Consider the following 22,147-nt stretch of genomic DNA (forward strand, 5'->3'; position numbering starts at 1 on the left):
CGAACGGTAAATTTTTTACATTTGATAAGAAAAATCTATCACCTTATTAAGACTAAGGTAAATAAAGGGATTGCAGAGGTTTCGCCATGAGTATCAAGCTTCAACAATTAAAGCATTTTGTGATGGTGGTCGAGGAAGGTGGTTTTCGAGCGGCATCACATAGAGCGAACCGCTCGCAAGCGGCGCTGTCAACGTCGATCAAAGAACTGGAAAAAAACCTAGGGCAAACGCTGTTTGAAACGGGCAACAAATCCAAGCTCACTCCCTTCGGTGAAATCTGTTTGCCTAAAATTATTCAATTTCTCAACATCTACAGTGCATTGGATAATGACTTGAAAGCCGCCGCCGCGGGCCAACAAGGTCGAGTACGCATCGCTAGCGTTCCCTCCGTTGCGGCTAAATTGATTCCAAGTGTTCTAGGCGCGTTTTGCGAACAGTACCCAAACGTTGAAGTCAGCTTGATTGATGATAACGCCGCTGGCGTCGAAGCCCGTTTGTTATCAGGCGAAGTCGATTTAGCGTTAGGTAACCCATCACATTTAGACGAAGGCGGTATCGAGTTTACCCCGCTAATCTCTGACCCCATTGGTGTAGTGTGTTTGAAGGACAACCCTATCGCTCAGCATCCAGAAGGGATTGAGTGGCAAACACTGTTAGAACAACCTTTTATTCGAAACGGGACTTGTACCCTACTCGATCCTACTCCTGCGCGCGCACTAAGTGAACAAGCTTTGTATTCTGTTGAAAACATCACGTCTTTATTCTCAGTTCTTGAGCTTGGTATTGGTGTCACCACCTTGCCCAAATTAGCGTTCCCGACCAACGAAACTCGACTGGTTTGGATTCCACTGATCGATCCACCTTTAGAAAGACAAGTTGGCATCTTTACTCTGACGGATAGAACCATCTCCCCTCAGGCAAAAGCGTTTCATGATTTGTGCATTCATTACTTGAACTACCAAGAAGAAGTCGAAACTGCATAAGCATATACCCAAGTGACTTCAAGATGCAGGATTCAGAGCGTTGTCATTGATTCGAGGGCAAGGAAGACAACGCAGCGTAATAGCCAGCTATTTCCAAGTTGTTTGACGCAGCAATCGGGTCAATGACACGCTCCCAAAGGGCGAGTTGCCTTGGCTTGTATACTTTGTTGTCGATTCTTGATTTAGAACCACCAAACCTTTAAATCGCCGCCGCGTCTACAAACCAAATCATTCTCGCTGAACCAGCATCTCGAGGTTACTTGGGTATAACTCACAACTAAAAAAGCCCCTGACACGTTAAGCATCAGGGGCTTTGTAAAGTTTCATGCATCAGAACACGTTACTTTCTACGCTTGTAAACCACGCAGAAGTTGCCGCGCTTGGTACGACACTTAGAGCAACGTTCACAATCCACTTCGGCGCGATTGCCGTCTTTCCAACGCTTGATCAATTGTGGCTCTGCCAATAACGGACGAGAGAGAGCGAAGAATTGAATCTTGGTATTTTCAGCCAAGTCTTCAATCGCGCAGAAGTCGTTTAAGCCACCTACGGTAATTACCGGTACGTTCACATCTTGGCTGATCACTTGACCGTATTCATGGAAGTAGCCTTCTTCTTGTAGCGTGTAACCGTCGAACGATTCACCTACCATAGCGCTTGCGTTGCCGTGAATGTTACCCGATACAATGATCGCATCCACGCCTACTTCTTCTAGCTTCTTACAAACAATGCGCGTTTCATCGAACGTCAAACCGCCATCGAAGAACTCCGTTGCTGTCAGCTTCACTAGAATCGGGAAATCATCACCAACTAGCTTGCGTGTTTCGGCGTAGATCTCCATAAGGAAACGCATGCGGTTCTCAAGGCTACCGCCGTATTGGTCTTCGCGACGATTGTAATATGGGCTCAAGAACTGGTTGATTAGGTACGTGTGCGCCGCGTGGATTTCTACACCATCAAAGCCAGAATCTTGTGCACGCTTGCTCGCTAGCGCAAATGCTTTAACGATGTAGTCGATCTCATCTTGAGTCATCGCTTTGCCTTCCGTTTTGGTGCCGCGCTCTGGCACTTCACTTGGAGCAAAAATCACACGCTCACCAACGTTGAAGGTCGTTTTTGTGCCGCCGTAAGCGATCTGCATAACGATCTTAGCGTCATGTTCGTGGACAAGGTCAGTCAGCTTTTTGTATTCATCGATGAAAGAGTCGTTGTAGATCCCCATCATACCTGCGTTCGGCTTCTCTTCTTCTACGATGTTTGCGTAGCCAGTAACGATCAGGCCCACTTCACCTTTGGCAAGTTCTTCATAAATGTCGTACAGCTTCTCGGTCATGTGACCGTCTTCTGTCGCCATATTTTCCCACGTTGCACTACGTACAAAGCGGTTCTTTAGTGTCATGTTGCCAATGCGGGCTTCTGAAAACAAAATGCTCAAGTCCAGTCCTCTTAAAATCTGTCTTTTTAGATGCATCACTACCGAGTAGGAACGAAAAAGGAACAGCGATACACAAAGCATGGCTGTTCCTTCTCTGAATTTCTGTTCAGTGCGATGAGCGACGCGAACCTTACCGCCGAAACTGCGGCAAAACTTTAATCTGGATTAAGGTTTGGTGAGATAGATCACCGATTCCGCATTCATTGGTTTTGTTCTCATCACAACTACTGATGGCATCAATCGTTAACTCAGATTTACTTCCCTTTAATGAATAAACGGCAGTGGAATCAACTCTAAGCCAAGCACACCACTGATGCTCATTACGACTAATAACGACACCTTAAACACCGCTTTGGACCATTGGATGTAGTTGTTGTAATTCACTTTTTGGAATGTCACTCGTGTCCACATAAAGCACACCGCTGCCGAGACCGCTAAATACTCGTATCCAGCTTCACCCAGCATAAACAAACCAATAGCGACCACACCAAAAGCCACCACGTACGCTTTCATATGTTGATGTGCTTTGGTAATGCCCTCTTTAACAGGAAGAACAGGAATGCCTGCATCGCGGTAATCTTGCATGCGGAACATCGCAATCGCGTAAGAATGCGGCATTTGCCAGAGACAAAACATGATGAAGAGTAAAATCGCTTCTAAGCTGATGTAGTTCGTCACTGCAAGGTAACCCACCAAAGGAGGAACTGCACCAGAAATACTGCCAACTAAGGTGCCGTAAACCGAATTTCGCTTGTACCACATGGTGTAGAAGAAGACGTAAAACACGTAACCCAAGAGTACAACCACAGCCGAGAGCGGATTCACTAGTTGAAACAGTAACGCTGTGCCATTCAACAGCAATACCAAAGCGTAAACAAACGCCGCGTCGATGTTGATGTTTCCCATCACCAATTCACGGTTTTGTGTGCGCTTCATTTTTTGGTCGATATCGCGGTCGAAGATGTTGTTCACCACGCATCCTGATGCAATCACAAGCCCGACACCAACTAACGTTGTCAGCAACAACAGAAAGTTAGCGGGTTCTGATTTTGCGGCGAGGAAGAACCCCGCCGCAACAGAAATCAGGTTGCCGAAAATGATGCCCGGTTTAGTAATAGACAAATAACTTTTCAGCATACCCTAGCCTACAACTTCATGTTGACGTTCATGTTGTAGATGATCCAGATCGAACCAGCGATCAGAATCAACACAACGATGGCGGTAAACATCAATGACACCACGTTCCACTGACCTTCTGACGTTTTCACTTCCATGTGCAGGAAGTACTTAAAGTGCACGAAGATCTGCACAATCGCACAACCAAATAACACAGCATAAGTTGCGGTATCTGGCAGCACTTGCGCCCACACACAGTAGAAAGGAATCACGGTCAGGATCAGAGACGCAATAAAGCCTTTTACGTAATCAGAGGCACCTGTATCTAGATGTTGTTCCATTACATAACCCCCAATAAGTAAACGATGGTGAATACACAAATCCAAACGATGTCTAGGAAGTGCCAGAACAAGCTCAAGCACTGGAATCGCATCGACATGTTATCGTTCAAGCCTTTGGTTGAAAGTTGGTGGTAGCACACGGCTAGCCAGATCAAACCAAAGGTTACGTGCAAACCGTGTGTTCCGACCAAAGTGAAGAACGCAGATAGAAATGCACTTTCTTGTGGACCATAGCCTTCAACAATCAGATGATGGAACTCGTACACTTCCATTCCGATAAAGCCAGCGCCAAGTAAGAAGGTCACTTTTAACCAACGTTTTAATCCTGTAACGTCTTTGCGCTTCATCGCAATCATGCCGAAGCCAAACGTGATACTGCTGAATAGCAGCAACATGGTTTCTACAAACACGAACGGCAGTTCGAAAATGTCTTTACCGGTTGGACCCGCAATAGAGCCGCTTTCTAGTACTGCGTAAGTCGCGAACAAGGTCGCAAACAATACACAGTCACTCATTAGGTAAATCCAGAAACCAAACAACTTAATGCCAGCAGAATCATGGTGATGATCGTGGTCGTGAACCGCAACATTAGCTTGCATAGGTCACCTCCAGATCGTCTTTCTTATCGTTGTCTTTCACTTCGTTTTTCTTCGCTTCTTCAAGTTGAGCTCGACGCTCCGCTTCAATCGCTTTGATTTCTTCAACTTCAACGTAGTAATCCACATCGTCGTTGTAGCTGTGTTGAATACAAGTCACGATGATGCCAACAAAGCTTGCTGCTGCTAGCCACCAGATGTACCAAATCATCGCGAAGCCAAACATCAATGCCCATGCAGATACATAGATACCTGTTGGTGTGTTCTTCGGCATATGGATACGCTCGTATTCCACTTCTTTGGTTGGATCGAATTCGCCACTCTGCTTTTGGTACCAGAACGCGTCTAGCACATCACCTTTTGGTAGGTGCGCAAAATTGTAGAACGGCGGTGGTGAAGACGTCGCCCACTCAAAGGTACGACCGCCCCATGGGTCACCCGTTAGGTCACGGTTTTGTTCGCGGTCACGAACACTCACGTAGATTTGAATGAACTGACAAGCTACGCCAAGCGCAATCACTGCCGTACCCGCTGCTGCAACTGCCAACAATGGGAAGTACTCTGGGTTAAGGTCTTGGCTTAGACGACGCGTCATGCCCATAAAGCCCAGTGCATAAAGCGGTAGGAACGCCATTAGGAAACCAACGATCCAGCAAATGAATGCACGTTTGCCCCATGTTTCGTTCATGGTGAAGCCAGTTGCTTTCGGGAACCAGTATGTGATTGCCGCGAAACAACCGAATACCACACCACCGATGATTACGTTATGGAAGTGCGCAATCAGGAACACTGAGTTGTGCAGAACAAAGTCCGCGCCCGGTACTGCCATTAGTACGCCCGTCATACCACCTACAGAGAAGGTAATTAGGAAGCCAACTGTCCACATCATCGGAGTGGTAAAGCGGATTCGGCCTTTGTACATGGTGAATAACCAGTTGAAGATCTTCACCCCGGTAGGGATGGAAATAATCATGGTGGCGATGCCGAAGAATGCATTCACATTTGCACCTGAGCCCATGGTGAAGAAGTGATGCAGCCAAACGACGAACGCCAAAATCGTAATTACAATGGTCGCCCATACTAGCGAGGTGTAACCAAACAGCTTCTTGCGTGAGAAGGTTGCCGTTACCTCAGAGAACACACCAAAAATAGGCAAGATCAGGATGTACACTTCTGGGTGACCCCATGCCCAAATCAGGTTGACGTACATCATTACGTTGCCGCCAAGATCATTGGTGAAGAAGTGCGTACCGATGTAGCGATCCAACGTCAGTAGCGCGATCGTTACAGTTAGGATTGGGAATGAAATGATGATTAGGATGTTGGCACACAGGGACGCCCACGTGAACACTGGCATCTTCATCATTGGCATAGACGGTGTACGCATGCGCAAAATAGTCGCAAAGAAGTTCACGCCTGTCAGCGTGGTGCCGACACCGGATATTTGCAGCGCCCATATCCAATAATCCACCCCAACTCCGGGGCTTGCCTCAATACCAGACAGCGGCGGATACGCCAACCAACCAGTACGACCAAACTCGCCCAAGCCAAGTGACATGTTAGTGAGGATCACGCCCACAACAAACAGCCAGAAACTCAGATTGTTTAAGTAAGGGAATGCCACATCACGCGCTCCAATTTGCAGCGGTACAATGATGTTCATCAAACCAATCACCAACGGCATTGCCACGAAGAAAATCATGATTACGCCATGGGCAGTAAAGATTTGATCGTAGTGATGTGGTGGTAGATAACCGGTCTCACCTGCCGCAGAAAGCAGCTGTTGGCTACGCATCATGACCGCATCAGCAAAGCCACGAACCAACATCACCATTGCCACAGCAATGTACATAAAGCCTAGTTTTTTGTGGTCTACCGAAGTAAACCATTCATTCCATAAGTATTGCCACTTACCCGCTTTGGTTATCGCCGCAACGACAGCCAAACCAACGATCGCGATCACCGCTAGAGTGACGACAATAATCGGCTCGTGATAAGGGATTGATTCAAGTGTTAATCTTCCAAACATTGCGATTATCCTAGATTTTCCGGCAAACAGTTCATTGAACCCGGATGCTGGGTCACGACGTCGGTGAACAAAAATGGTGGAATACTAGAGAACATCTTCACAGGCTCCGCCACCGTTGGTGATGCAAGCGCACGGAATTGCTCCCAGTCTTCGATTCGATCAGGGCTGGCTTTCACTTGCTGTACCCAATTCAGGAATGCAGTGCGATCTTCCATTGCCGCTGCGGTAAATTTCATTTGCGAGAAACCCTTACCGCTGTAGTTAGAAGCAAAGCCTTTGTAATCCCCTGTGTGGTTCGCAATCAGATTCAACTTGGTCACCATACCTGGCATCGCGTAAATCTGAGTACCGAGACGCGGGATAAAGAACGCGTTCATGATGTTATCGGAGGTCAGTTTGAACTGAACTGGAACATCTTTCGGAAACGCCACATAGTTCACTGTCGCAATGTTCTCTTCTGGGTAGATGAACAGCCATTTCCAGTCGAGTGACACCACCTCAATGGTGATGGGTTTGACGTCACTTGCGATGGGCTTGGATGGCTCTAACTCGTGAGTAGAACGCCAAGTGATGGTTGCCAGAATCGCGATGATGATGATTGGAATCGTCCACACCACCACTTCGATCTTGGTCGAGTGCGACCAATCCGGAGCGTATTCTTCATCCGTGTTGGATTCTCGGTAGCGATAAGCGAAATAGATTGTCATTAGAATCACAGGGATCACGACAATCAGCATCAGTAAAAGCGCTGTAATGATCAGTTCCTTTTCCTGAACGCCAATACTACCTTTCGGGTCAAGTAGAGCAGAGTTACACCCTGCGAGCATAAGGATGGTCGCCACCAAACTTATCCTCGATAAGATGCGTGTATATCTTGAAGCTTCCATTAACTTTCTCGATGGTTAGCCAACAACAGAGCAAGCCCTGCGATTGGTTGTCTTGGTCATTAGAATATTTTTGTGTTGAGCTTGTGCAGCAATGGACTTCTTGGTGGGAGATATCAAGTTGCTTGATGGTTAAAACCACACTCACAACGTGAGTTTATTGTTACACTTTGAAATACATTGTTACATTCGAGCGCATTATGCGGAGGGAAAAAGGAAAGCTCATTAGCCACAGATGGAAACTAACGTTCCATTTATGAAAGATAATATTGATATAGGAATAGCAAAACAGGTGCACAAGATTTACGTACTACAGCATATATTCTTTTCTTTACAGTAACTTAAACAATGAAAACAAGAAGAGTAATCAGTTGCTTATTCGGCGCGAGAGTGTGAGCTACATTAGAAAGTACGAATTAAGGAAAGCGTGACCAGCATCATAGTTATGAATTCACATACTATTTACATGGCATTTCAAATTTCAATCACCACGAACGATCTTTCATTCATAGTCTTTATATTTTGACGAGTGACGGGGAAACCGCCCACTGAACTGTTAACTCACTTTAACACTAAGTAGCGACGTCTTTAGCTTGAGAACATTTCATTCTGTACATTTAAATTCGTGAGTTCATTCGAGGCTAGGAAGCTAACAGTCTTTGTTGGGCTTACGATGAGTTTATTGTTTAATTACGGTGAAAAATCAGGCATTACGGTCATGTCCAAACTTCTTATTCTAACGTTCTATTACGTCATCATTTTTTCTTTCACAGTGTGGCTCTGGTCTGACGTAGACGACTCGACTAAAACTGGTTTGTTTTATTTCGTGTTCGGAATAGCATTCTTCCAAAATGCTTATTACACACACAAAATTGAGACACTCAAAAACAAGAAAGAGCCGTAATCGGCTCTTTCTTCACATTCTCATCCCGCCATCCACTTCGAGCACTCGCCCTGTGAAGTAGTCGTTCTCAAGAATGTATTTCACAGCATGAGCAATCTCACTCGTCTCCCCCATCCTACCGACGGGTATCATCTTTTGCAGCCGGTCTATGGCTTCTGGTTTCATTTGATCTGCCATTGCCGTTTTGACGACACCGGGCGCAATAGCCGCAGAGCGAATGCCATATCTGGCGAGTTCTCTTGCCCATGTTGTTGCCATGGTTGCGACGGCAGCTTTCGATGCAGAGTAATTGGTTTGTCCAATATTGCCTGCTCTCGCCACGCTGGAGATGTTAATGATGGCCCCCTTCGAGCCACTCTCGATCATTTTGACTGCCGCTTCTCGACCACACAAAAAGGTGCCCGTGACATTGACGTTCATCACTAGGTTGAACTGCTCAAGCGACATCTTGGTGATCTCGCCGTCTTTGGCTTTGACTAACAATCCATCTCGTAAGACGCCTGCGTTATTAACTAAGCCGTTTAGCTGCCCAAAGTCTTGAAGAATCTCATTAAAGGTATCCTCCACTTCAGATTCATTGGTGACATCAAGTCGATAGATCAATGCTTTGGCACTGAGCATGCGGCATTGTTCTTGGGTATTCAGCAGTCCCGTTTCGTTAACATCCAGCAGCGCTAAATCCGCGCCCGCTTGTGCAAGGCTGACCGCCATCATCTGCCCTAAGCCTTGCCCCGCACCTGTGATTGCAATGACACTGTTTTTTAAATCCATATCTGTACTCCATTACTGGATAACTTCCATGTTTAAACGCCTGATAGGGAATCTTGCTTTTAGCCCTTCTGGTTCTTATAGAATTCAAACAAGCTAGAGAAATCGAGTTCTGCATGACCTGCCGCGTTATGGAATGCATAAAGATTGCGAGCCAAAGAGCCCATAGGAACCGAAGAGTTGGTTTGCAGCGCCGCATCCAAGCCTAAGCCAAGATCTTTGAGCATCAACTTGCTCATAAAGCCCGGATTGTATTGATTGCTCGCTGGCGCAGAGTCCATCACACCTGGGCATGGGTTATAGAGCTCCAGCGCCCAGTTTCGACCAGAGCTTTGCAGCATGATATTAGATAAGACTTTCGGGTCGAGACCATGGTCAATACCGAGATTGAGCGCTTCGCAAGTTCCCGACATCAAGATACCCAACATCAGGTTGTTACAGATTTTAGCCATCTGACCGTCGCCTGCTTTACCAGCGTGGAACACATTCTTACCCATATATTGCAAGATCGCATTGGCTTTAGAGAACGCCTCATCCGAGCCACCAACAATAAAGGTCAGCGTTGCTGCTTTTGCGCCTGCTACACCACCAGATACGGGAGAATCGACAAACAACAATCGTTTGTTCTGAGCTTCGTTCGCCACCAAGCGAGCAGAATCTGGATCAATGGTCGAACAGTCAATCAGCAATGCGTTATCCTGTACAATATTGAGCAGACCGACACCACCGTGTAAATCCCCCAAATACACAGCGCGCACGTGTGCACCTGCTGGTAGCATAGTGATGACCGTTCCTGCACCATCTACGGCTTCTTCTAACGTGCGAGCAACCACCGCGCCAAACGGTTCAAGTTGCTTCGCCGCGTTCACATCCACATCGAACACTTGCACGTGAAACCCTGACGCCAATAGGTTTTGTGCCATTGGACTGCCCATGTTGCCCAAGCCAATAAATGCAATGGTACTCATGTTGTTTCTCCTTATTTTCCTAGCTGTGCAAGTGGATGTTCCTCTTCTGACCAAAGAGAAGTAAACAAGGTATCGATGACGCTTTCATCGACTTCACTGACGCTGTTAAACATCCATTTTGGATTGCCGTCTTTATCAACTAATCGAGAGCGCACGCCCTCTTCAAACTCACCGAGTAATGCGCTGCGAACTGACAAGGTTAGCTCTAGACGGAAACAATCCGCCAACGACAAACGGTGGTACTCTTTGACTTGTCTAAAACAGATATGTGCGGTGATCGGACTGCCCGCAACAAACGATTTTTGTGCGTTCTCAAGCCATTGAGTCTCGCCTTCCATTGCTTGAATACGTTGAGCAATCTGATTTAAGTCATAGCCTTTACAGGCTTCTTTAATTTGGTCGAGATAAGGGCAAATCTGAGTTGTCGGCTTGCTGTCGATGACTTGATCTTCCATCAATTGAAGTAACGCACTGACAAGCGATTTGGCATCGGCAGAGCTCCAATCGACTTGTTTCAGCTCTTCAAGCAGCGCCGGATATTGCTCTTCCAACAGCAACCATTCCGCCAACCCTATAGTGACAGCGTCACTTGAATTCACCATTGCGCCAGTCAACCCAAGGAACAAACCTACCTCTGGGTCGATTTGGCTTAAGAACCAAGTACCACCTACGTCTGGGTAAAGTCCGATATTGATCTCTGGCATCGCGAGACGAGATTTAGGCGTGACGACTCTATGGCTGGTGCCCATAAATAAGCCCATGCCACCGCCCATAACAATGCCCTCTCCCCAACCAATGATTGGCTTTTGGTAGGTATGAATCAGGTAGTCGCATTCGTACTCAAGCGAGAAGTAGTTAGAACAGAACTCGGCAGTCTCTTCTTTGCTTTTCTCGTGCATGACGTGGTACATGGTTCGTACATCGCCCCCTGCACAAAACGCTTTCTCACCCGCGCCATTGAGGATGACACACACCAAATCAGGGTCATCTTGCCATTCGATAAGTTGGTCGTTGAGCTCTGCCAACATGTCGTAAGTCAACGCGTTCAATGAAGCGGTGTTGTCTAACGTCGCGATACCAATTCGGTGCACGCCGTCTAAGCAATCTATTTCGCTAATGGTTACTTTCCCTGTCATGCGACCTCCTATTGATTCTTCCAGTTGGGTTTACGTTTTTCTAAGAAGGCACGAACCCCCTCGGTTTGATCTTCGGTATCGAATAAGTTTAGAAACAGTTCTCGCTCTTTAATCAGACCGTGTTTGAGTGGCGCTGAACGCATGTTTTGGATAAGCGCTTTACATGCGGTTACCGAGGACGGCGATTGATTGGCAACCGATTCTGCAAGCTCAATGGCTTTATTCAGCGCTCCACCTTTTTCCACCACTTCTTCTGCTAACCCGAGTTCTCGCGCTTGCGCGGCACCGACTTGTTCACCGCACAATATGATGCGTTTCGTCCAACCTTCACCGACCAACGCGGTTAGGTTTTGCGTACCACCAGCACAAGGCAATAAGCCCACTTTCGCTTCTGGCAGTGCCAGTACGGCTTGCTCTTCTACCACACGAATATCACACGCCAATGCGACTTCTAATCCGCCTCCCATGGCGTAGCCGTTGATGGCTGCGATGGAAACCCCTCGAAATGCAGAGAGCGTTTCAAAGGCTTCACCAAAGATACGCGCCATTTCTAACGCAACCGCTTTATCGCCATCAGCAAACAACTTGAGGTCTGCACCTGCAGAGAAAAACTTCTCACCATTCCCTGTGAGCACTAGAGCGTAAACGTCTTTATTGTCGTTTAGCGCCAGCACTAGCTCTTTCAATGCGGTTAAGCTTTGGGACGTCCAAGTATTGGCGGGCGGGTTGTTCATGGTCACCACCGCAACATGATTGCTGATGGTATGTTGAATCGCTTGTTGTTCTGTTAGTGACATATCTCTGAATCCTTTCTTGATGAAAATGACCTGAGCTTTACGGATAAAAGCAGAGCTTGTCGGCTGCACTTATAGCAATGCGGACTCTTCTGCGAGCAATCGACGCGCGATGATCAACCGCATGATCTCGTTAGTACCTTCCAAAATCTGGTGCACTCGAACATCACGGAAATAGCGCTCCATTGGGTATTCTTTGATGTAGCCATAGCCACCGTAAAGTTGCAGCGCTTGGTCACAGACTTGAAAGCCGACGTCGGTTGCAAAGCGTTTTGCCATGGCACAATAAGTCGTGGCATCTGGGTCACCTCGGTCTAACTTGCTAGCGGCGTACCGTACCAGTTGACGGGCAGCGACAAGCTCGGTTGCCATGTCTGCCAGTTTGAATTGCAACGCTTGGAATTGAGCTAATGATTTGCCGAACTGTTTACGTTCTTGCATGTACTGCGCCGCTTGATTCAACGCTTGCTGAGCCGTACCGACAGAACAGGTCGCAATGTTGATGCGTCCGCCATCCAAACCTTTCATGGCGAACACAAACCCTTGCCCTTCTTCACCCAGCAGATGTGACGCTGGAATAGAAACATTGTCGAAAGTCACCGAGCGTGTTGGTTGACTGTTCCAGCCCATTTTCGGCTCTTTACGTCCGTAGCTAATGCCGTCTGCATCGGCGGGGACAACAAACGCAGATACGCCTCTCGCACCTGCATCGCCGGTTCTCGCCATCACGACTAAAACGTCGGTATCGCCTGCGCCAGAGATAAAGGTTTTGCCGCCATTGAGTATGTAGTTATCACCTTGTTTAGTCGCAGAAGTCGTTAGAGACGCCGCGTCCGAACCTGCGTTTGGTTCAGTTAAGCAATAAGATCCGAGAAATTCACCCGTAATGAGTTTTGGGCAGAATGCGTCTTTCACTTCATCGGTAGCAAAGCTCGCGACCATCCAAGTCACCATGTTGTGAATGGTCATAAATGCAGTGGTCGATGTGCATCCCATAGAGAGCTGCTCGAAGATGATAGATGCATCCAAACGGCTTAAGCCCAAACCGCCTTGCTCTTCTGGGGTGTAGAGGCTCAAGAAACCAAGCTCTCCCGCCTCTCGTAGAATATCTTTCGGGAAGATTTGTTTCTCATCCCACTCTGCTGCCATTGGCGCTAAACGCTCTGCGGCAAACTGCTGAGCAGTGTCCGCAAACATACGTTGATCTTCGTTGAGTTCAAAATCCATATGAGCTCCTTACTTCGTTAGCGCAGGTTAATGGTGAGGTTTGGACCGGTTGGGATATCATCATCAAACCAACGAGCCGTCACGGTTTTGGTCTCGGTGTAGAAGCGCACCGCTTGTTTGCCGTAGGCGTGCAAATCACCGTAAAAGCTGCCGCGCCACCCAGTAAACGAGAAGAATGGCAAAGGCACAGGAATCGGAACGTTCACACCTACCTGACCAACTTGGATCTCATGTTGATACTTTCTCGCTGCCGCACCATTCGCAGTGAAGATGGAGGTGCCGTTGCCGTATGGATTGCGATTCACGAGCTCTATCGCTTCTTGTAACGTGTCGACCTCAATACACACCAAAACAGGTCCGAAGATTTCTTGGGTGTAAATCGACATCTCGGTGGTGACGCCACTGAATAAAGTTGGACCAACCCAGTGACCTTCTGGGAAGCCTTCTACTTCACATTGGCTACCATCAAGTTCACACACCGCCCCTTGCTGTTTGCCTTCTTCAATTAAACCGAGCACACGCTGTTTTGCGTGTGCGCTGATCAAAGGACCATACGCAGCATTTTCTTCATCCCAAGCGCCAGGATGCACTTTCGCCATTTCTTGTTTTAAATCGGCAATCCACTCTTTCGAACTGCCTACAAACACCGCAACGGATATCGCCATGCAACGTTGCCCTGCCGCACCAACCGAAGAACCAACTAAGTTATTCACCACTTGGTTTTTGTTTGCATCCGGCATCACTACCATGTGGTTTTTCGCGCCAGCAAAGGCTTGAACACGTTTGAAATTCTGCGTGCCAGTGGTGTAAATGTATTGCGCTACGGGTACAGAACCAACGAAAGAAACGGCTTGGATATCGGGATGTTTCAGCAACAAGTCGACCTGCTCCTTACGACCGTGCACGATTTGCAGCACACCTTTTGGTGCACCCGCTTCTTCGAACAGCTCAGCCAAGCGAATGGATGTGAGAGGCACTTGCTCAGAAGGTTTAAGGACAAAGGTATTCCCGCTCGCAATCGCAATTGGGAACATCCAGAGAGGGATCATGGCAGGGAAGTTAAACGGCGTAATACCGCAGCACACCCCAAGCGGTTGAATCAGCGAGTAGCTGTCGATATCTGTAGCAACATTCTCGACGGTTTCTCCCATCATGTTGCTGGCGATATTGGCAGCTTGCTCGACCACTTCGATACCACGCCACACATCCCCTTTTGCATCCGCAAAGATCTTGCCTGTTTCATGAGAAAGTAGCGTCGCCAACTCATCATGATGTTCTTTAAGCAGATGTTGGTAGCGCAGCATTAAACGCGCACGCTCCGAAACAGCGACATCTTTCCAACAGGTAAAGGTGGCTTTTGCACTCTCAATGGCCGCGTGCATCTCTTCATCCGTTGCGCATGGCAAGCGCGCAATCACATCATTAGTGGCTGGGTTTGTCACTTCTACCCAACCCGTTGCTTGAGATTCACGAAACTCACCATCGATGAATAAGGGAACCGTGCGAGTCATAATCTAGTCCTTCTTTACGTTATTCGATAATTGGAATTAAAGCGGTATCTCGATACCAATAGCAGTGGCTTCACCACCACCGATACAAAGTGATGCAACACCTCGCATCACTTTTTTATTGTTGTTGTCGCCATCTGCACCAAGCGATTGCAGTTGGCGTAGGCTATGAATGAGGGTTACTACAATACGAGCTCCACTTGCGCCAATTGGATGCCCAAGCGCACACGCACCGCCTTTGATGTTTACTTTGTCTTTATCGATCCCTAATTGGCGTAACGCGATTTGCGTGACAACAGCAAAGGCTTCATTGATCTCCCAAAGATCGACCTCGTCCACTGACCAATCGAGTTGAGATAACAACTGCTCTATCGCAAAGACGGGCGCAAGGGTAAATTCGGCGGGCTTTCTGGCGTGGGTTGAGTGCCCTTTGATGATTGCTAATGGCGTTAAACCTTGATGCTGTGCCACCTGCGAGTCCATCAACACCAAAGCTGCAGCACCATCGGATATCGCACTTGAGTTTGCAGCCGTCACCGAGCCGTTTTTATCGAACGCAGGTTTGAGTTCAGGGATCTTGTCGAGCTTGATGGAGCGTGGATGCTCGTCATAATCCAATGTTGAAGTGCTATGACGCATCGTGATTTCTATCGGCGAGATTTCATCGTCAAACAGACGCTGCTCGTGCGCTTCCAATGCTCTTGTCGCAGATAGGATTGCCCATTCGTCCATTTGTTCACGAGTAAACTCAGAACGGTCTGCCGTTTGCTGCGCATAGACTCCCATCAAGTGTCCTTCATACGCATCTTGAAGACCGTCGAGAAACATGTGGTCATAGGTAGATTGGTGACCCATTCGCATACCGTTGCGTGCATCTTTGAGCAAATACGGCGCATTAGTCATGCTCTCCATACCACCAGCGATGGCACTGCGAATGCTGCCCGCTTTGATTAGGTCGTGAGCCAGCATGACACTTTTCATGCCAGAGCCACACACTTTATTGATGGTGGTACACCCTGTAGTCTGTGGAAGCTGTGCGCCTAGCGCTGCTTGTCTGGCTGGTGCTTGCCCGCACCCCGCAGGTAATACACAGCCCATATAGACTTCATCGACTTCGCTAACCCCGCTCGCATCCATTGCCGCTTTGATAGCAAATGCCCCTAATTGAGGCGCTGAGTACCCTTGTAACTGACCTTGAAAGCGCCCGATTGGCGTTCGCTTTGCACTGACAATCCAGATGTCGTTTCCCATGATCTCGTCCCTTCTGACGATAATTCACAGTTCACGAACTCATCCCTCACACCTGCTACCACGGAGCTTTCACATAGAATGTGTTGTCACTCCAGCCTCTCATAAAACGATGAATTTTCGCACTGTGATTTCTTGACGTTTACGTAAGCATAGCACTAACATTTACGTTAACGTAAAGAAACACATTAATAACAACACAAATTTACTCTCATGCTTTTAGCTAGACCGTTTAGTTCAAGGCTTGAAGGGATTTTAAGAAGCCAAACTATTCATTAGAGGGAAAAACCGAGTGGATAAATTCAAGATAAGTGACCTCGCCAAAGAGTTCGATATCACGACCCGAAGCATTCGTTTTTATGAGGACGTCGGGCTGATAGAGCCGGAACGAAAAGGCAATATTCGCGTATATCAACGCAGAGATAAGATCCGTCTCAAGCTGATTTTACGTGGTAAGCGACTGGGCTTTTCGCTTGCGGAAATTCGAGAGTTGTTCGAGCTTTACGATACCCAACAAAGCGATGGTCAGCTGCTTAAAATGCTAACCATCATTGATGAAAAACAAGCGCACTTACAGCAGCAACTGGATGATATTAGCGTTGTAATGAACGAGCTAGAAACCGCCAAAGAGCGATGCAAGCAAGCGCTAAGCGACAATAAAACTAACAGCCAATAACTAAAAACTTGTAACGACTAAAACAAACAAGAATAACCATAATTTCCAAGCCCAAGCAGTGTAACTCGAACCTTATTTGTACTAGGGTCTGTTGACCTTTCGAGCTGATTTTTGCAGCGAATTGTTGGGCATTTATACTAGGCAGAGACTTTGATGTGTAGTTAGCCTACATGAGAAGTCGATAACGAAGTAGAAATGACCAACAAACGCTGCCCAAAGGGTTCGGCTAAAATCGTTTTATGCTTTGTTAAGGAGTATTTGCTTAGAATGACTAGGCGACACACTCCTTGCCTCCCCTAAAACGATTTTATCTCGAACAAAATTTAACCGCGAAAGATCAACAGCCCCTAAAAACCGCAGTACTTTCAACAGGGAAATGTTATGAAAAGCAGCTACACCCCACTCAACTTTGGGCTTGGTGAAACCATCGATATGCTCCGAGACCACATCAACGCGTTCGCCACCGAGCATATCGCCCCCATCGCCGCAGACATCGACCGCGACAACCAATTCCCCAATCATTTGTGGTCCAAGTTTGGTGAAATGGGTTTGCTTGGCGTAACCGTCGACGAAGAGTTTGGCGGTGCAGGCATGGGTTATCTTGCTCACGTTGTCGCGATGGAAGAGATCAGCCGAGCTTCGGCGTCTGTCGCACTCAGTTACGGCGCACATTCCAACCTTTGTGTTAACCAAATCTTTCGTAATGGCTCCCCTGCTCAACGAGAAAAGTACCTACCTAAACTCATCGATGGTTCTCACGTCGGCGCACTAGCCATGAGCGAGCCGAACTCAGGTTCTGATGTGGTTAGCATGCAGCTACGAGCCGAAGATAAAGGCGACCACTTTTTAATGAACGGCAACAAAATGTGGATCACCAATGGGCCCGACGCCGATACCTTAGTGGTTTACGCGAAAACCGATCCCAATGGCGGGTCTCGCGGCATCACCGCCTTCATTATTGAGCGGGATTTTGAAGGCTTTAGCCATGCGCAAAAGCTCGACAAACTTGGCATGCGCGGCTCCAACACCTGTGAATTGGTGTTCCAAGATTGTGTCGTGCCAAAAGAGAATGTGTTAGGCGAGTTAAACCGTGGTGTCGAAGTGTTGATGAGCGGTTTGGATTACGAACGCGTGGTATTAGCAGCCGGTCCACTTGGCATCATGCAAGCCTGTATGGACGAAGTGGTTCCGTATGTTCATGACCGCAAACAGTTCGGCAAATCCATCGGTGAATTCCAACTAGTGCAAGGAAAGCTTGCTGACATGTATTCACGCATGAACGCCGCCAAAGCTTATGTTTATGCTGTTGCAGCCGCCTGTGACCGAGGTGAATGCACGCGTAAAGATGCCGCTGGCGTGATCCTTTACAGCGCAGAGCTTGCCACACAAATGTCCCTCGAGGCTATTCAACTACTAGGCGGCAATGGCTACATCAACGAATACGCAACCGGGCGTTTACTCCGTGACGCCAAACTGTATGAAATTGGTGCTGGCACCTCTGAAATTCGCCGCATGCTGATTGGGCGAGAGTTGTTCGAAGAGTCTCGCTAACCCACCGACAAGGAAGTCACTATGGCAATCATTAAAAGTAAAACCAAGCCAACCGACGAACTGTTTTTGTCGAATAAAGCGGTCATGACCGAGTTGGTGAGCAACCTTAAAGCCAATATCAAAGCCATCAAGCAAGGTGGTGGACAGAAAGCCATTGACCGCCAGCGCCTGAAAGGAAAACTGCCCGTTCGTGAACGCGTCATGCATCTTTTGGATGAAGGCAGCGAGTTTCTTGAAGTCGGACAATTCGCCGCTTGGAATGTCTATGAAGAATCAATTCCATGCGCAGGCGTTGTCGCAGGCATCGGCACCATTGAAGGCATTCAATGCATGGTGATCGCCAATGATCCTTCCGTTAAAGGCGGCACCTACTACCCGCTCACAGTGAAAAAACATCTGCGCGCGCAAGAGATCGCCCAACGTTGCCAATTACCCTGCGTCTATTTGGTGGACTCTGGTGGCGCGAACCTTCCTCATCAAGCTGAAGTCTTTCCTGATAAAGAGCACTTTGGGCGGATCTTCTTCAACCAAGCTAGAATGTCAGCACAAGGCATTCCTCAAGTCGCGGTTGTGATGGGGCTTTGTACCGCAGGCGGCGCTTATGTACCTGCGATGGCGGACGTTTCCATCATGGTCAAAGAGCAAGGCACCATCTTCTTGGCAGGTCCACCGTTAGTTAAAGCCGCAACGGGAGAAATCGTCACCGATGAAGAATTAGGCGGTGCCGACGTGCATTGTCGCAAGTCTGGCGTTGCCGATTATTACGCAGAAAATGACCAGCATGCATTACAACTCGCACGCGAAGCTATCTCCAATACCAACCAATCACTCCCAGTTCAAAGCGACAAACCGGTTTTACCACCACGTTACGACGCTGAAGAAATGTACGGCATCGTCAATGCGAATCTGCGCTTGTCTTTTGATGTTAGAGAGATCATCGCTCGTGTGGTCGATGATTCGGACTTTGACGAGTTCAAAGCACTTTATGGCAAGACCTTAGTATGTGGCTTCGCACGAATCCAAGGCAATCTGATTGGCATTGTGGCGAACAACGGCATCTTGTTTTCTGAGTCCTCACAGAAAGGCGCGCACTTTATTGAGCTGTGTGCCAAACGCAAAATTCCCCTACTGTTTTTGCAAAACATCACTGGGTTTATGGTGGGCAAAAAGCTTGAGGCGGAAGGCATTGCCAAACACGGCGCGAAACTAGTGATGGCGGTTGCGTGTGCGGATGTGCCTAAGTTCACCGTGATTATTGGCGGCTCTTACGGTGCAGGCAACTACGGCATGTGCGGTCGTGCTTATGACCCAACCATGATGTGGATGTGGCCAAACGCACGAATCTCCGTCATGGGCGGAGAACAAGCCGCTGGCGTGCTCACTCAAGTGCGTCGAGAAGTGAAAAAACGCCAAGGTGAAGAATGGCCAGAGCCCGAAGAAAGTGCATTCCGAGAATCTATCGTAGACTTGTATGAGTCTCAAGGGCATCCCTACTACGCCAGCGCGCGTTTATGGGATGACGGCATCATCGACCCAAAAGAGACACGTCAGGTGCTAGCTCAAGCCTTAAAAGCCGCGCTCAATGCGCCAATTCCTGACAGCAATTTTGGCATATTCAGAATGTAGAAATGTAGAGAAGAAAGGACGTCACATGCAGGATCATCAACCGAGTATCATCCCCAATACCCAACGACAAGATGAAGTACTTTGGAACGTCGATGAATTCGGCGTCGCAACGCTTACGCTCAATCGCACAGAGAAGCACAATGCGTTTGATGCCTGCATGATTGATCTGCTGATCCACAGGCTGGACTACCTCGCCTTGCGTACCGATGTTCGATGCTTAGTGCTTCGAGGAAACGGCAAACATTTCTCCTCTGGTGCTGATTTGAATTGGATGAAATCCATGGCAAGTAGCACCAGAAAGCAAAACCTAGAAGACGCGCAGAACCTTGCACGTCTGATGCATACATTGGACGCTTTCCCTCAGCCTACTATTGCGGTTGTGCAAGGTTCCGCTTTTGGTGGCGCATTGGGCTTGATCTGTTGCTGTGATATCGCCATCGCAGCGGAGAATGCGAACTTCTGCTTGAGTGAAGTCAAACTGGGGCTGGTTCCAGCAACCATCTCTCCTTATATCATGCGAGCAATGGGCAACCGACAAGCTCGTCGTTACATACTCAGCGCCGAAGTGATTAACGCCGCTAAGGCTGAAAAGTTTGGCATTGTGCATGAGGTTCATAAGCTGGATAAAATCGAAGCCGTGGTAGAAAGCTTGATTGATTCTTTGCTGCTCAATAGCCCAGATGCGATGCGAAAAGCCAAAGCGTTATGTCATCAATGCCACCAAAATCCGATTGATGGTCAGCTTATCCAATACACGAGCCAGCTCATCGCCGACATTCGCGTATCGCCGCAAGGACAAGATGGCTTGCAAGCCTTTCTGGAGAAACGAGAACCTGGTTGGATAAACAAGCCAACTAAGGGCAAGAAATGAATTTGCCAAACAAGGTAAATATTGTCGAAGTAGGTGCGAGAGACGGTCTGCAAAACGAATCACCGGTGTCCACGCAAGCCAAGATCCGCTTAATCGACCTACTCTCAGATACAGGACTCACCCATATTGAGGCAGGCTCTTTTGTCTCGCCTAAATGGGTACCTCAAATGGCGGACTCACTCGATGTTATGAAGAAAATCACCCGCCGCCACAACGTCATCTACTCAGCCCTAACGCCTAATGTGCAAGGCTTTGAAAAGGCACTAGAAGCCGGCGCTACCCAAGTCGCGATCTTCACCTCTTCATCGGAGGGCTTTTGCCAACACAACATCAATTGCTCGATTGCGGATAGTCTTACCCGCTTTGAACCAGTAATGGAATTGGCAGCAAAGCATAACATTCCCGTTCGGGGTTACTTATCTTGCGTGGCAGACTGCCCTTACGACGGGCCAACCAAGCCCGAGCAAGTCGCAAGAGTCGCTAACCTGCTGATGGAATTAGGGTGCTATGAGGTTTCACTTGGAGACACCATAGGTACAGGCACGCCGATACGCATCGCTAAAATGTTAGAATCCGTACAAGTAAAAGTCCCAACCAATAAGCTTGCGGTGCATTTTCACGACACATGGGGGCAAGCGTTGGCGAATATCTACCAAGCCTTAACGATGGGCATCAATACCATTGATAGTAGTGTGGCTGGGCTTGGTGGTTGCCCTTACGCTCATGGCGCTTCAGGTAATGTTGCTACCGAAGATGTGCTCTACCTTTGCCAAGGCTTAGGAATCGAGACCGGAGTAGATTTGGAGTTGCTTGCCAAAGCAGGATGGATGATCAGTGAGGAATTGAACCGCCAACCGACCTCAAAAGTCTCGCTGGCGTTAAAGCAGCGTTAGATCTCGTAATTCGCTTTGATACCGATATCGAAATGCAACGGCATACGCCATTTAGCAAAAGACAGGAAGCCCATTACCAATCCAGCCAACAACATAGTGATGGCAGCAAGGATTGGAAGGTTAAACCACAATGCAAACGTAGCTACAGCGAGAAACGCGGGCACCATCTTCAAGCCTGGCACTTTAAAGCAAAAAGACTCTTTAAGCGCAATGCCCGAAAAGGTCACAAAGATAAAGCCAAGCCCTAACCAAGTGCGCTGAAACTCCAAGTCACCTACCATCAATACCAAACCAATCCAAGACGCCCAACTGATCACGGCCCGTACGTGTTTGCTGTAAACATGAACGTTCGCGGCAGATAACGCACCAGCCACACAAAGCGCAATGACTGAGGTTTGGTAAACCAATGGTGAACTAGAAATTGCACCAGAGATAAGAACCGAAAAAACAAGCAGCGCCATAGCAAACAAAGTAATACCAAAGCGATACAAGCACACGCTGATTTTATCGAGTGAATCTAGCGTCTCTTGATGTTCTGTGTTTGCCATGGAAAGCATCCTGCCTAGAAATGAAAAGGAACAAAAAGCCAACGA

The 22,147-nt window shown here is 47.9% G+C and carries 20 protein-coding genes; 6 read left to right on the plus strand and 14 right to left on the minus strand.

Annotation, left to right across the window (positions count from 1 at the left end):
• The first annotated feature begins 86 nt into the window (after positions 1–86).
• The gene (locus L1076_RS02025) at positions 87–983 is read left to right on the plus strand and encodes a LysR family transcriptional regulator (protein WP_039975208.1); all 897 of its coding nucleotides are present in this window, start codon (positions 87–89) and stop codon (positions 981–983) included.
• A 340-nt stretch (positions 984–1,323) separates the two neighbouring features.
• Here the strand turns inward: L1076_RS02025 and L1076_RS02030 are convergent, their stop codons facing one another.
• From L1076_RS02030 to L1076_RS02090, 13 genes are all read right to left on the minus strand, one after another.
• The gene (locus L1076_RS02030) at positions 1,324–2,418 is read right to left on the minus strand and encodes an NADH:flavin oxidoreductase (RefSeq protein ID WP_237303037.1); all 1,095 of its coding nucleotides are present in this window, start codon (positions 2,416–2,418) and stop codon (positions 1,324–1,326) included.
• Between the two features lie 264 nt (positions 2,419–2,682).
• Positions 2,683–3,555 carry a heme o synthase gene (gene cyoE / locus L1076_RS02035; RefSeq protein WP_005451612.1) on the minus strand — a complete coding sequence of 291 codons (873 nt, stop codon included), beginning with the start codon at positions 3,553–3,555 and terminating at the stop codon, positions 2,683–2,685.
• Between the two features lie 8 nt (positions 3,556–3,563).
• Positions 3,564–3,875: a cytochrome o ubiquinol oxidase subunit IV gene (gene cyoD / locus L1076_RS02040; RefSeq protein ID WP_005443825.1), complete on the minus strand. Its 312-nt coding sequence runs from the start codon at positions 3,873–3,875 to the stop codon at positions 3,564–3,566.
• Complete coding sequence (gene cyoC / locus L1076_RS02045; RefSeq protein ID WP_042602952.1) at positions 3,875–4,474, minus strand: cytochrome o ubiquinol oxidase subunit III; 600 nt, start codon at positions 4,472–4,474, stop codon at positions 3,875–3,877. The genes cyoD and cyoC overlap by 1 nt, the downstream gene beginning before the upstream one ends.
• Positions 4,464–6,500, minus strand: coding sequence for a cytochrome o ubiquinol oxidase subunit I (gene cyoB, locus L1076_RS02050; RefSeq protein ID WP_237303038.1), 2,037 nt, complete (start codon positions 6,498–6,500; stop codon positions 4,464–4,466). The genes cyoC and cyoB overlap by 11 nt, the downstream gene beginning before the upstream one ends.
• Positions 6,501–6,505: 5 nt before the next feature.
• Positions 6,506–7,387 (minus strand): ubiquinol oxidase subunit II, encoded by an 882-nt coding sequence (gene cyoA / locus L1076_RS02055; protein WP_080774367.1) that lies wholly within the window; start codon positions 7,385–7,387, stop codon positions 6,506–6,508.
• Between the two features lie 913 nt (positions 7,388–8,300).
• Positions 8,301–9,059 carry an SDR family oxidoreductase gene (locus tag L1076_RS02060; RefSeq protein ID WP_005443821.1) on the minus strand — a complete coding sequence of 253 codons (759 nt, stop codon included), beginning with the start codon at positions 9,057–9,059 and terminating at the stop codon, positions 8,301–8,303.
• A 59-nt stretch (positions 9,060–9,118) separates the two neighbouring features.
• Complete coding sequence (mmsB, locus tag L1076_RS02065) at positions 9,119–10,024, minus strand: 3-hydroxyisobutyrate dehydrogenase (RefSeq protein ID WP_039975199.1); 906 nt, start codon at positions 10,022–10,024, stop codon at positions 9,119–9,121.
• Positions 10,025–10,035: 11 nt separating this feature from the next.
• The gene (locus tag L1076_RS02070) at positions 10,036–11,160 is read right to left on the minus strand and encodes an enoyl-CoA hydratase/isomerase family protein (RefSeq protein ID WP_237303039.1); all 1,125 of its coding nucleotides are present in this window, start codon (positions 11,158–11,160) and stop codon (positions 10,036–10,038) included.
• An 8-nt stretch (positions 11,161–11,168) separates the two neighbouring features.
• Positions 11,169–11,957, minus strand: a complete 789-nt coding sequence (locus L1076_RS02075) for an enoyl-CoA hydratase (RefSeq protein ID WP_237303040.1) — start codon at positions 11,955–11,957, stop codon at positions 11,169–11,171.
• Between the two features lie 69 nt (positions 11,958–12,026).
• A complete protein-coding gene (locus tag L1076_RS02080) occupies positions 12,027–13,181 on the minus strand; it encodes an acyl-CoA dehydrogenase family protein (protein ID WP_045405149.1) in 1,155 nt (384 codons plus the stop codon).
• A 17-nt stretch (positions 13,182–13,198) separates the two neighbouring features.
• Positions 13,199–14,692 carry a CoA-acylating methylmalonate-semialdehyde dehydrogenase gene (locus L1076_RS02085; RefSeq protein ID WP_045405148.1) on the minus strand — a complete coding sequence of 498 codons (1,494 nt, stop codon included), beginning with the start codon at positions 14,690–14,692 and terminating at the stop codon, positions 13,199–13,201.
• 36 nt (positions 14,693–14,728) lie between these two features.
• Complete coding sequence (locus L1076_RS02090; RefSeq protein ID WP_237303041.1) at positions 14,729–15,940, minus strand: thiolase family protein; 1,212 nt, start codon at positions 15,938–15,940, stop codon at positions 14,729–14,731.
• Positions 15,941–16,229: 289 nt separating this feature from the next.
• Here L1076_RS02090 and L1076_RS02095 point away from each other — a divergent pair, with 289 nt between their 5' ends.
• From L1076_RS02095 to L1076_RS02115, 5 genes are all read left to right on the plus strand, one after another.
• Positions 16,230–16,613: a MerR family DNA-binding transcriptional regulator gene (locus L1076_RS02095; RefSeq protein ID WP_009704658.1), complete on the plus strand. Its 384-nt coding sequence runs from the start codon at positions 16,230–16,232 to the stop codon at positions 16,611–16,613.
• Positions 16,614–16,994: 381 nt separating this feature from the next.
• Positions 16,995–18,164, plus strand: a complete 1,170-nt coding sequence (locus L1076_RS02100; protein WP_237303042.1) for an isovaleryl-CoA dehydrogenase — start codon at positions 16,995–16,997, stop codon at positions 18,162–18,164.
• A gap of 21 nt (positions 18,165–18,185) precedes the next feature.
• The gene (locus L1076_RS02105; protein ID WP_237303043.1) at positions 18,186–19,790 is read left to right on the plus strand and encodes a carboxyl transferase domain-containing protein; all 1,605 of its coding nucleotides are present in this window, start codon (positions 18,186–18,188) and stop codon (positions 19,788–19,790) included.
• A gap of 25 nt (positions 19,791–19,815) precedes the next feature.
• Positions 19,816–20,661, plus strand: a complete 846-nt coding sequence (locus L1076_RS02110) for an enoyl-CoA hydratase-related protein (protein WP_237303044.1) — start codon at positions 19,816–19,818, stop codon at positions 20,659–20,661.
• Positions 20,658–21,554, plus strand: a complete 897-nt coding sequence (locus tag L1076_RS02115) for a hydroxymethylglutaryl-CoA lyase (RefSeq protein WP_237303045.1) — start codon at positions 20,658–20,660, stop codon at positions 21,552–21,554. The genes L1076_RS02110 and L1076_RS02115 overlap by 4 nt, the downstream gene beginning before the upstream one ends.
• Here L1076_RS02115 and L1076_RS02120 read toward each other — a convergent pair.
• Positions 21,551–22,102, minus strand: coding sequence for a DUF2301 domain-containing membrane protein (locus tag L1076_RS02120; RefSeq protein ID WP_237303046.1), 552 nt, complete (start codon positions 22,100–22,102; stop codon positions 21,551–21,553). The two genes, L1076_RS02115 and L1076_RS02120, sit on opposite strands and share 4 nt — an antisense overlap.
• Between the last annotated feature and the right edge of the window lie 45 nt (positions 22,103–22,147).

Source organism: Vibrio sp. MMG023, from assembly GCF_021654215.1.
GTDB lineage: Bacteria > Pseudomonadota > Gammaproteobacteria > Enterobacterales > Vibrionaceae > Vibrio > Vibrio jasicida.